Source organism: Streptomyces fumanus (assembly GCF_014655295.1).
GTDB lineage: Bacteria > Actinomycetota > Actinomycetes > Streptomycetales > Streptomycetaceae > Streptomyces > Streptomyces fumanus.
The window spans coordinates 221,564-232,481 of sequence record NZ_BNBI01000012.1 but is presented as its reverse complement, the minus strand read 5'-3'; the positions used below and the strand labels follow the sequence as shown (position 1 = coordinate 232,481).

13 protein-coding genes are annotated in these 10,918 nt (G+C 73.0%); 10 read left to right on the top strand and 3 right to left on the bottom strand.

What is annotated here, in order from left to right:
- Positions 1-6 precede the first annotated feature (6 nt).
- Positions 7-666, top strand: coding sequence for a trimeric intracellular cation channel family protein (locus IE316_RS26615; RefSeq protein ID WP_190207013.1), 660 nt, complete (start codon positions 7-9; stop codon positions 664-666).
- Positions 667-732: 66 nt separating this feature from the next.
- On the top strand, positions 733-1,593 hold the full coding sequence (locus IE316_RS26610; RefSeq protein ID WP_190207012.1) for a thioesterase family protein: 861 nt from the start codon (positions 733-735) through the stop codon (positions 1,591-1,593).
- Positions 1,594-1,642: 49 nt separating this feature from the next.
- Here IE316_RS26610 and IE316_RS26605 read toward each other — a convergent pair whose 3' ends face one another.
- Positions 1,643-2,269, bottom strand: a complete 627-nt coding sequence (locus IE316_RS26605) for a TetR family transcriptional regulator (protein ID WP_190207011.1) — start codon at positions 2,267-2,269, stop codon at positions 1,643-1,645.
- Between the two features lie 115 nt (positions 2,270-2,384).
- Here IE316_RS26605 and IE316_RS26600 point away from each other — a divergent pair, with 115 nt between their 5' ends.
- From IE316_RS26600 to IE316_RS26590, 3 genes are read left to right on the top strand one after another with little or no spacing between them, the layout of a single operon-like run.
- Positions 2,385-2,549 carry a hypothetical protein gene (locus IE316_RS26600; RefSeq protein ID WP_190207010.1) on the top strand — a complete coding sequence of 55 codons (165 nt, stop codon included), beginning with the start codon at positions 2,385-2,387 and terminating at the stop codon, positions 2,547-2,549.
- A 32-nt stretch (positions 2,550-2,581) separates the two neighbouring features.
- Positions 2,582-2,848: a DUF4190 domain-containing protein gene (locus IE316_RS26595; RefSeq protein WP_190207009.1), complete on the top strand. Its 267-nt coding sequence runs from the start codon at positions 2,582-2,584 to the stop codon at positions 2,846-2,848.
- Positions 2,849-2,908: 60 nt separating this feature from the next.
- Positions 2,909-4,072 carry a cysteine desulfurase family protein gene (locus IE316_RS26590; protein ID WP_190207008.1) on the top strand — a complete coding sequence of 388 codons (1,164 nt, stop codon included), beginning with the start codon at positions 2,909-2,911 and terminating at the stop codon, positions 4,070-4,072.
- A gap of 3 nt (positions 4,073-4,075) precedes the next feature.
- On the opposite strand, the gene IE316_RS26585 is transcribed toward IE316_RS26590, so the two are convergent.
- Entirely contained in the window at positions 4,076-4,789 is a 714-nt protein-coding gene (locus IE316_RS26585) for an N-acetylmuramoyl-L-alanine amidase (RefSeq protein WP_190207007.1), read from the bottom strand.
- 60 nt (positions 4,790-4,849) lie between these two features.
- On the opposite strand from IE316_RS26585, the gene mnmA reads away from it, so the two are divergent.
- Complete coding sequence (mnmA, locus tag IE316_RS26580) at positions 4,850-5,980, top strand: tRNA 2-thiouridine(34) synthase MnmA (protein WP_190207006.1); 1,131 nt, start codon at positions 4,850-4,852, stop codon at positions 5,978-5,980.
- A gap of 9 nt (positions 5,981-5,989) precedes the next feature.
- On the opposite strand, the gene IE316_RS26575 is transcribed toward mnmA, so the two are convergent.
- Positions 5,990-6,313, bottom strand: coding sequence for a DUF427 domain-containing protein (locus IE316_RS26575; RefSeq protein WP_229910565.1), 324 nt, complete (start codon positions 6,311-6,313; stop codon positions 5,990-5,992).
- A 97-nt stretch (positions 6,314-6,410) separates the two neighbouring features.
- Here IE316_RS26575 and IE316_RS26570 point away from each other — a divergent pair, with 97 nt between their 5' ends.
- Genes IE316_RS26570 through ligA form a run of 4 tightly spaced genes read left to right on the top strand, consistent with a single transcriptional unit; the run spans position 6,411 to position 10,917 of the window.
- Entirely contained in the window at positions 6,411-6,950 is a 540-nt protein-coding gene (locus tag IE316_RS26570) for an LOG family protein (protein ID WP_190207005.1), read from the top strand.
- 17 nt (positions 6,951-6,967) lie between these two features.
- Entirely contained in the window at positions 6,968-7,666 is a 699-nt protein-coding gene (locus tag IE316_RS26565) for an SDR family oxidoreductase (RefSeq protein ID WP_190207004.1), read from the top strand.
- Between the two features lie 31 nt (positions 7,667-7,697).
- Positions 7,698-8,705: a methionine synthase gene (locus IE316_RS26560; protein ID WP_190207003.1), complete on the top strand. Its 1,008-nt coding sequence runs from the start codon at positions 7,698-7,700 to the stop codon at positions 8,703-8,705.
- A 16-nt stretch (positions 8,706-8,721) separates the two neighbouring features.
- On the top strand, positions 8,722-10,917 hold the full coding sequence (gene ligA / locus IE316_RS26555; RefSeq protein WP_190207002.1) for an NAD-dependent DNA ligase LigA: 2,196 nt from the start codon (positions 8,722-8,724) through the stop codon (positions 10,915-10,917).
- Position 10,918: the final 1 nt, after the last annotated feature.

The following is a 10,918-nucleotide window of genomic DNA, read 5'->3' as shown; positions in this document are numbered from 1 at the left end:
GACCGGATGTACGAGGAACTCTTCAGCCCCACCGTCCAGCACACGCTCGATCTGATCGGCATCTTCGTCTTCGCCATCTCCGGCGCGCTGCTGGCCGTCCGCAAGAACTTCGACGTCTTCGGCATCGCCGTCCTCGCCGAGGTCACCGCGCTGGGCGGCGGGCTGTTCCGGGACCTGATCATCGGCGCCGTACCGCCCGCCGCCTTCACGGACCTCGGGTACTTCCTCACCCCGCTGCTCGCCGCGCTGCTGGTCTTCTTCCTGCACCCGCACGTCGAGCGCCTGCAGACCGGCGTCAACATCTTCGACGCGGCGGGCCTCGGCCTGTTCTGCGTCGCGGGCACCACCAAGGCGTACGACTACGGTCTCGGCCTGACCGCCTCCGCCTGCCTCGGGATGGCCACCGCGGTCGGCGGCGGCGTCCTGCGCGACGTGCTCGCCAACGAGGTGCCGTCGCTGCTGCGCTGGGACCGCGACCTGTACGCCGTCCCCGCCATCGTCGGCGCCGCCATGATCGCGCTGTGCATCCGCTTCGACGCCCTCACCCCGCTCACCAGCGCCACCGCCGTGGTCACCGCCTTCCTGCTGCGGCTGCTGGCGATGCGCTACCACTGGCGGGCACCCCGCGCCTGGAACCGGCGCTCGACGGTGCAGGAGGCGGAGTAGCGGGTCCGTCCCTGGGGCAGATATGGAAAGCTACCGCTCAGTAGTCCCCTGTTGTACTGTGCAGCCATGTCAGAAGCAGCCTCCGCCCCGGCCGGGCCGGCCACGGTCGGCGACAGTGAGTTCGACCGGGACACCGCCGTCACCCGCCGCGCCCCGGGCGTGTACGACATCGACCTCTCCGCGGGCTGGACCGTCCTCGGCGCCGTCAACGGCGGATATCTGCTGGCCGTCCTCGGCCGCGCCCTCGCGGACGCCCTGCCGCACCCGGACCCGTTCTCCATCACCGCCCACTACCTGACCGCCTCCCGGCCCGGCCCCGCCGTGGTGCGCACCGAGGCCGTCCGTACCGGCCGCACCCTCTCCACCGGCCAGGCGTCCCTCCTCCAGTACGACGACGAGGGCAACGAGGTCGAGCGCATCCGCGTCCTCGCCTCCTACGGCGACCTGGACGCGCTGCCCGACGACGTCCGTACGACGGCGAAGCCGCCCGCGCTGCCGCCGCTGGAGCGGTGCTTCGGCCCGCAGGACGGGCCCAGCCCCGTCGACGGCGGCTCGGCCATCGCCGACCGGCTGATGATCAAGCTGGACCCGGACACCCTGGGCTGGGCGCTCGGACAGCCCTCCGGCAAGGGGGAGATGCGGGCCTGGTTCGGGCTCGCCGACGGCCGGGACGCCGACCCGCTCTCGCTGCTGCTCGCGGTGGACGCGCTGCCCCCGACCGCCTTCGAGATGGGGCTGTCGGGCTGGGTGCCGACGGTCGAGCTGACCGTGCACGTGCGCTGCCGCCCGGCGCCGGGACCGCTCCGCGTGGCGGTCACCACCCGCAACCTGGCCGGCGGCTTCCTGGAGGAGGACGCCGAGGTCTGGGACAGCGCCGACCGCCTGGTCGCCCAGTCCCGCCAACTGGCGCGCGTACGGCTGTCCTGACGCCTGGTCGCCCTGACGCCCCGGTGGCCGCCGTCCGGCCGCCGGGGCGTCAGTCCAGCCAGTGCCGGCGGCCGAGGGTGATCAGCCGCAGCCGGCGGGTCGCGGTCTCGGCCACCCGCCGCCGTTCCTCCGCCGTCCCCTCCAGCGCCTCCAGGAACTGCGACGCGGTGCTCAGCATCTGGTCCACGTAGAGGCCCGCCAGCATCAGCAGATCGTCGTCGTGCCAGCCCGCCGACTCCGGGTCCCCGGCCAGTTCGGCCCGCACCTCCTCGGCGAACCGGGCGAGCTGCTCCCGTATCGCCTCGCGCACCGGCTGCACCCCGCCGTGCCGTTCCCGGGCGATGAACCGGACGTGGGACGGGTACTCGCCGACATGAGAGGCGATCAACTCCACAGCGCGGGCGATGCGTTCCTCCGGGTCCCCGCCCGGGGAGACCGTCGTGCGGATCATCGGGTGCAGGCTGCCCAGCGCCTCCTCGACCAGCGCCACGCCGAGATCGGCCGTGGAGCGGAAGTGCCGGTAGAAGGCGGTCGGGGCGACGCCCACCGCCCGGGTGACCTCACGCAGCCCCAGGCTGCTCAGGCTCTGCTCCTCCAGCAGTTCGAGCGCCGCGTCCAGAAGCGCCTGCCGGGTCCTGCGCTTCTGGACCTGCCGGACGCCGAGGGTGTGACTCATGCCATGCAGTTAACAACTGTTCTCCGGAATTGGGAAGTCGTCACGCGCGTTAGGCTGGGTACTCAGTGAACAACTGTAACTACAAGCGTTCACCGAAACCTGGGGGAGGGACTCCATGCTGTTTCTCGTCGCCGCACTGCTGCTGCTCGGCCTCGTCCTGGGCACCGTCGCCCACGCACCGCTGGGCTTCACCCTCGTGGCCGCCGCCGTCATCGCCGTCTGGCTCGGCGTCTTCACGCTGCGCGAGCGGTACGGCCGCCGCCGCACCTCCGCCCACTGACGCCCCGACCGACGCACCGCGAGGAGACCACCATGCAGCTCACCGCACCGGCCACCCGCCGCGCCGGCGCCCGGGACACCGACGGCATGGCCGTCGCCGCCTTCGTCCTGGGCCTGCTCGGCCTGCTCGTCCTCAACGTCGTCCTGGGACCCGTCGCCATCGCGCTGGCCTCGCTCGCCCTGTGGCGCGGCACCGCCCGCCGCGGCCGGGCCCTGCTCGGCCTCGGCCTGGGCATCGCCGACCTGGTGGTCCTGGTGGCGTTCATGTCCGCCGACCACACCCTGTCCTGGAGCCTGTGACCGGGGCGGCCCCGATCCCCCCGGGAGCGCGCGCGGGCGCCCCGTAGAATCGGGCGCACCATGGCATACCTCGACCACGCCGCGACCACCCCGATGCTTCCCGAGGCAGTCGAGGCACTCACCGCGCACCTGGGCGTCACGGGCAACGCCTCCTCCCTGCACGCCTCCGGCCGCCGCGCCCGGCGTACGGTCGAGGAGGCCCGGGAGACGCTCGCCGAGGCGCTCGGCGCCCGCCCCAGCGAGGTGGTCTTCACCTCCGGCGGCACCGAGGCCGACAACCTCGCCGTCAAGGGCCTGTACTGGGCCCGCCGCGACGCCGACCCGGCCCGCACCCGGGTCCTGGCCAGCCCCGTCGAGCACCACGCCGTCCTCGACGCCGTGGACTGGCTCGCCGAGCACGAGGGCGCCACCGTCGAGTACCTGCCCGTCGACGCGCACGGCCGGGTCCACCCCGAGGCGCTGCGCGAGGCCATCGCCCGCGACCCCGGCGACGTCGCCCTCGCCACCGTGATGTGGGCCAACAACGAGATCGGCACCGTGATGCCGGTCCGGGAACTCGCCGGCGTGGCCGCCGAGTTCGGGGTCCCGCTGCACGCCGACGCGGTGCAGGCCGTCGGCCAGCTCCCGGTGGACTTCGCCGCCTCCGGGCTCGCCGCGATGACGGTCTCCGGCCACAAGATCGGCGGCCCGTACGGCATCGGCGCGCTGCTGCTCGGCCGCGAGTACGCCCCCGTGCCGGTGCTGCACGGCGGCGGCCAGGAACGGCACGTCCGCTCCGGCACCCTCGACGTGCCCGCCGTCGCCTCCTTCGCCGTGGCCGGCCGGCTCGCCGCCGAGCAGCGCGAGTGGTTCGCCCGCGAGATCGGCGCCCTGCGCGACGCTCTGGTCGAGGCGGTACGGACGGCGGTGCCGGACGCGATCCTCGGCGGCGACCCCGTGGACCGGCTGCCGGCCAACGCCCACTTCACCTTCCCCGGCTGCGAGGGCGACTCGCTGCTGCTGCTGCTCGACGCCCAGGGCATCGAGTGCTCCACCGGCTCCGCCTGCACCGCCGGCGTCGCCCAGCCCAGCCACGTGCTGCTGGCCACCGGCACCGACCCCGACCTGGCCCGCGGCACCCTGCGCTTCTCGCTCGGCCACACCTCCACCGAATCCGACGTCCAGGCCGTCGCCGAGGCCATCGGCCCCGCCGTGGCCCGGGCCAGGGCGGCCGGCCTGACGTAAGCGCTAGGTGCTGCTCCGGGCCGAGGGGCTCGGCGTGGCGGTGGCCCCGGCGGTCGCCGCCCGGCGGACCAGCCTCAGGTAGCGGGGCCAGTCCCAGTACGGGCCCGGGTCGGTGTGGTCGGTCCCCGGCACCTCCACGTGGCCGATGATGTGCTCGCGGTCGACGGGTATCTCGTAGCGCGCGCAGATGCCCGCCGTGAGGCGCGCGGAGGCCGCGTACATCGCGTCCGTGAAGTCCTGCGGGCGGTCCACGAAGCCCTCGTGCTCGATGCCGACACTGCGTTCGTTGTACGCGCGGTTGCCCGCGTGGTAGGCGACGTCCAGCTCGCGGATCATCTGCGTGACGCGGCCGTCCTGCCCCACGATGTAGTGCGCGGCGGCCTGGTGGCCCGGGTCCTGGAACGCCTTGACCGCGCTGGCGAAGCTGCCCTGGGTGACATGGACGATCACCATGTCGATGCCGTAGTCCTCGGGCCGGTCCGCGCGCCGCCAGTTCGCCTCCGAGGCCGCCACCCAGCGGGCGCCCCGGTAGTCGACCGCGCCCTCCTCGCGGGGCCGGTCGATGCCCGGGGTGCGCCACCACAGGCGGCCCAGCTCGTCCCGGGCCAGCACGGCGGTGCCGACGGCCGCCGCGGCGCTGCCGACGATCAGCGCGCGCCGGCCGATGCGCCGGTCGCCGTCCTTGGATCCGCTCGCGGATCGGCCGTTCGCCTCCATGTGATCCAGAACGCTCGCGCGCCGATCCTGGTTCCCGGCCACCCGTACCCTGGAGGGGTTATGACTGACACCTCGCAGCGCACCCGCCCCCTCCGCGTCCTCGCCGCCATGTCGGGCGGCGTCGACTCCGCCGTCGCCGCCGCCCGCGCGGCCGAGGCCGGACACGACGTCACCGGCGTCCACCTCGCGCTCTCCGCCAACCCGCAATCGTTCCGCACGGGCGCGCGGGGCTGCTGCACCATCGAGGACTCGCGTGATGCCCGCCGCGCGGCGGACGTCATCGGCATCCCGTTCTACGTCTGGGACCTCGCCGACCGCTTCCGCGAGGACGTGGTGGAGGACTTCGTCGCCGAGTACCAGGCGGGCCGCACCCCCAACCCGTGCCTGCGCTGCAACGAGAAGATCAAGTTCGCCGCGCTGCTCGACAAGGCCCTCGCCCTGGGCTTCGACGCGGTGTGCACCGGCCACTACGCCAAGGTGCTGGTCCGCGAGGACGGCACCCGTGAGCTGCACCGCGCCTCCGACCTGGCCAAGGACCAGTCGTACGTGCTCGGCGTCCTGGACGACCGGCAGCTCGCCCACGCCCTGTTCCCGCTCGGCGACACCGTCACCACCAAGGACGAGATCCGCGCGGAGGCCGAGCGGCGCGGCCTCGCCGTCGCCAAGAAGCCCGACTCGCACGACATCTGCTTCATCGCCGACGGCGACACCCAGGGCTTCCTGGCCAAGCGGCTCGGCAAGGCCGAGGGCGACATCGTCGACGAGTCCGGCAACCGGCTCGGCACCCACGAGGGCGCGTACGGCTTCACCATCGGCCAGCGCAAGGGCCTGCGCATCGGCACCCCCGCCCCCGACGGCAAGCCGCGCTACGTCCTGGACATCTCCCCGGTGACCAACACGGTGACCGTCGGCCCCGCGGACGCCCTGGACGTCACCGCCCTGACCGCGGTCAGGCCCCGCTGGTGCGGCACCGCCCCGGCCGGCCCCGGCACCTACACCGCCCAGTTGCGCGCCCACGGCGAGGAGACCGAGGTGACCGCCGAGCTGGTCGACGGCCACCTGGAGGTCACCTTCGCCGAGCCGGTCCGCGGCGTCGCCCCCGGCCAGGCGATCGTGCTGTACGACGGCACGCGCGTGGTGGGCTCGGCGACGATCGCCTCGACCGTGCGGGTGACGGCCGGGGCGGTCTGACCCGCCCGGTCAGGAGACCTCCACCTCGTAGAAGCACAGGTGGTCCTTGATCTCCCGGACCTCCGGCTTGGGGTCCGGGTACGCCCACACCGCGTCCGCCGCGTCCGGCAGCGACCAGTAGGACGCGTCGCCCTTGTACGGGCAGTGGGTGGTGGTGGCGGACGGGGCGAGCAGGTCGGTGCGGACGTCCTTGGGCGGGATGTAGTACCGGTCGGGGCAGCCGGTCTCCCGCAGCAGCAGGGCCTCGTCGCTCTCCGCCAGCGTCTGGTCGCCGTGCCGCACGCGCACGTGCCGGTCGCTGGGCTCGACGGTGATCCGGTGCAGTGTCACGATCGCCTCCTGGGTCGGCGCTGTTCTCTGCCGGTTCTCCACTGCAGCGCCCGCCGAACCGGCGTTCTTCCCCGCCGGGCCTGCCCGTACGGTGGGAGCCATGAACATCTGCGTCTTCCTCTCCGCCGCCGACCTCGACGAGCGCTACACGCGCCCCGCCCGGGAGTTCGCCGAACTGCTCGGCAGGGGCGGCCACACGCTCGTCTGGGGCGGTTCGGACGTCGGTCTGATGAAGGTGGTCGCCGACGGCGTGCAGGAGGCCGGAGGACGGCTCCTGGGCGTCTCCGTGGAGTTCCTGGCCGACCGGGCCCGCAAGGGCGTCGAGCAGATGGTGATCGCCCCCGACCTGGCCGAGCGCAAGCGGCTGCTCCTCCAGCACGCCGACGCCGTCGTGATCATGGTGGGCGGCACCGGCACGCTCGACGAGGCCACCGAGATCCTGGAGCTGAAGAAGCACGGCCACACCGACAAGCCGGTCGTGCTGCTCAACACCGCGGGCTTCTACGACGGCCTCAAGGAGCAGTTCCGCCGCATGGAGGACGAGGGCTTCCTGCCCCGCCCGCTGACCGAGCTGGTGTTCTTCGCCGAGGAGCCGGTCGGGGCGCTGGCCTACCTGGAGGAGAGCCAGGGCATCGTCTGACCGGCGGTGATGCGAGCATGGCGGGCATGGCTACCCATGTGATCACCGGCGCCGGCTCCGGCATCGGCGCCGCCGTCGCCCGCCGCCTGCACGCGCGCGGGGACGACCTCGTGCTGCACGCCCGCGACGCGGGCCGCGCCAAGGAACTGGCGGCCGCCTTCTCCGGCGCCCGCACCCTCGTCGGCGACCTCGCCGACCCCGACAAGCTGTCCTGGGCGCTGTCCCACCAGAGCCCGCCGGACCGGGTGGACTCCCTGCTGCACATCGCCGGCGTCGTCGACCTCGGCCCGGTCGGCGAGCTGACCCCGAAGACCTGGCGCCACCAGCTCAACGTCAACCTGATCGCGCCCGCCGAGCTGACCCGGCTGCTGCTGCCCCAGCTCCGCGCCGCCCAGGGTCACGTGATCTTCGTCAACTCCGGCTCCGGACTGGCCGCGCACGCCGAGTGGGCCGCGTACGCCGCCTCCAAGCACGGCCTGAAGGCGCTCGCCGACTCCCTGCGCCACGAGGAGCACGGCAACGGCGTCCGGGTCACCTCCGTCTACCCCGGCCGCACCGCCAGCCCCATGCAGGCCAAGGTGCACCAGCAGGAGGGCAAGGAGTACGACGCCTCCCGGTGGATCGACCCCGAGTCGGTCGCCACGGCGATTCTGATGGCCCTGGACCTGCCCCGGGACGCCGAGGTCAACGACCTGACGGTGCGCCCTGGGCGGTGAGCGCCGCGGACCCGTTCCGTAGGCTGCTCCGGTGAGCGAAAACAGCGAGACCAGGTTCGGTGCCGCCACCGGCGTCGGGTCCCTGCCGGGCCAGGACGCCCGGGAGGCCGTCAAGGCCGTCACCGGCACCTTCGAGGACTTCCCGTACCTGCCCGAGCTGCCCGCCCGCGGCCCCGGCGCCGACATGATCGGGCGGACCGCCGGGATGCTCGTCGAGCTGTACGCGCGCGTGGAGCCCAGCGGCTGGCGGCTCGGCGACCGGCCGGGCCGCGACACCCGGCGGGCCCGGGCCTGGCTCCGGCAGGACCTCGACGCCCTGGAGGAGTTCACCCAGGGCTACACCGGGCCGCTGAAGGTGCAGGCCGTCGGCCCCTGGACGCTCGCCGCCGCGCTGGAGCTGCGCAGCGGCGAGGCCGTCCTCTCCGACGCCGGGGCCGTCCGCGACCTCGCCGCCTCCCTCGCCGAGGGCCTGCGCCTGCACCTCGCCGAGATTTCCCGCCGGGTGCCCGGCGCCACCCCCGTGCTTCAGCTCGACGAGCCGTCCCTGACCGCCGTGCTGCGCGGGCAGGTCCGTACCGCCAGCGGCTACCGCACCCACCGCGCGGTCGACCGGCAGGTCGTCGAGGCCACCCTCCGGGACGTCCTGGGGGCGCACGGCGGCGGCCCGGCCGTCGTCCACTCCTGCGCGCCGGACGTCCCCTTCGCCCTGCTGCGCCGGGCCGGGGCGCACGGCATCTCGTTCGACTTCTCCCTTCTCACGGAGCGTGACGACGAGGTGATCGGGGAAGCCGTGGAGGGCGGCACCCGGCTGTTCGCCGGTGTCGTGCCGACCGCCGACGGCCCATTGTCAGACCCTGCCGGTAGCGTCATGGGTGTCAGAACGCTGTGGCGCAGGCTGGGGCTGCATCCGGGGCTTCTCGCGGAGGCGGTCACGGTGACTCCGGCGTGCGGACTCGCGGGCGCGTCCCCCGAGTACGCGCGGCGGGCGCTCGCCCACTGCGTCCGGGCGGCGAGATCCCTCGCGGACAACCCAGAGTAACGGGAGGACATACACGGTGGCCGGCGACAAGCAAGCGGAGACGACGAGCGTGCCCGCCGAGGCACGGGAGAAGCACGTACGGCTCGCCGAGCAGATCGAGGAGCACCGCTTCCGGTACTACGTGAAGGACGCCCCCGTCATCAGCGACGCGGACTTCGACCGGCTGCTGCGCTCCCTGGAGGCGCTGGAGGAGGAGTACCCGCCGCTGCGCACCCCGGACTCGCCGACCCAGAAGGTCGCCGGCTCCTACGAGACGGAGTTCACGGCCGTCGAGCACCGCTCCCGGATGCTCTCCCTGGACAACACGTTCAACGACGACGAGCTGGCCGCCTGGGTGGAGCGCATCCACAAGGAGCTGGGCGAGCAGGAGTTCCACTTCCTGTGCGAGCTGAAGGTGGACGGCCTCGCCGTCAACCTCACCTACGAGCACGGTCGGCTGGTCCGCGCCGCCACCCGCGGCGACGGCCGCACCGGCGAGGACATCACGCCCAACGTGCGCACCATCGCCGAGATCCCCGACCGCCTCACCGGCGAGCGGGTCCCCGACCTGGTGGAGATCCGCGGCGAGGTCTACTTCCCGATGGAGAAGTTCGACGAGCTGAACAAGCGGCTGACCGAGGCCGGCGACAAGCCGTTCGCCAACCCGCGCAACGCGGCGGCCGGTTCGCTGCGCCAGAAGGACCCCCGGGTCACCGCCACCCGCCCGCTGCACATGGTCGTCCACGGCATCGGCGCGCTGGAGGGCTACACGGGCATGACCCGCCTCTCCCAGGCGTACGACCTGCTCAAGACCTGGGGCCTGCCCACCTCCCCGCACAACCGGGTGGTCGACGACCTCGCGGGCGTCCGCGCGTTCATCGCCCACTACGGCGAGCACCGCCACTCGGTGGAGCACGAGATCGACGGCGTCGTCGTCAAGCTCGACGAGATCCGCCTGCAGGGCCGGCTCGGCTCCACCGCCCGCGCGCCCCGCTGGGCCATCGCCTACAAGTACGCGCCCGAAGAGGTCAACACCAAGCTCATCGACATCAAGGTCGGCGTCGGCCGCACCGGCCGGGTCACGCCGTACGCGCAGGTCGAGCCGGTCACCGTGGCCGGCAGCGAGGTGGAGTTCGCCACCCTGCACAACCAGGAGGTGGTCAAGGCCAAGGGCGTCCTCATCGGCGACACCGTGGTGCTGCGCAAGGCCGGGGACGTCATCCCGGAGATCCTCGGCCCGGTCGCCGACCTGCGGGACGGCAGCGAGCGGGAGTTCGTGATGCCGGCCGAGTGCCCGGAGTGCGGGACGCCGCTGCGCCCGATGAAGGAGGGCGACATCGACCTGCGCTGTCCCAACGCCCGGAGATGCCCGGCCCAGTTGCGCGGCCGGGTGTCCTACCTCGCCGGCCGCGAGTGCCTGGACATCGAGCACTTCGGGGACGTCGCCGCGGCGGCCCTGACCCGGCCGCTGGAGCCCTCCGACCCGCCGCTGGTCGACGAGGGCGACCTGTTCGACCTCACCGTGGAGAAGCTGCTCCCCATCAAGGCGTACGTCCTCGACCCGGACAGCGGTCTGCCCAAGCGCGACCCGAAGACCGGCGAGGAGAAGATCGTCACCGTCTTCGCCAACCAGAAGGGCGAACCCAAGAAGAACACCCTCGCCCTGCTGCGGAACATCGAGGAGGCCAAGAGCCGCCCGCTCGCCCGGTTCCTCAACGGACTCTCCATCCGGCACGTCGGACCCGTCGCCGCGCGGGAACTCGCCCGCCAGTTCCGCTCCGTCGACAGAATCGAGCAGGCGTCCGAAGAGGAACTGGCCAACACCGACGGGGTCGGCCCGATCATCGCCGCCTCCCTCAAGGAGTGGTTCGCCGAGGAGTGGCACCGCGAGATCGTCCGCAAGTGGAAGGCGGCCGGCGTCCCCCTGGAGGAGCAGTCCACCGGCGAGGACGAGGGCCCGCTTCCCCTGGAAGGGCTCACCGTCGTGGTGACCGGAACGCTGGAGCGCTACACCCGGGACGACGCCAAGGAGGCCCTGCAGAGCCGCGGCGCCAAGGTGACCGGTTCGGTGTCGAAGAAGACCTCGTTCGTCGTCGTGGGGGACAACCCCGGTTCCAAGTACGACAAGGCGATGCAACTGAAGGTTCCGGTTCTGGACGAGGACGGATTCGACCTTTTGCTCGAACAGGGACCCGACGCGGCGGCCGGCGCCGCGCTTTCGCCCGAAGAATAGT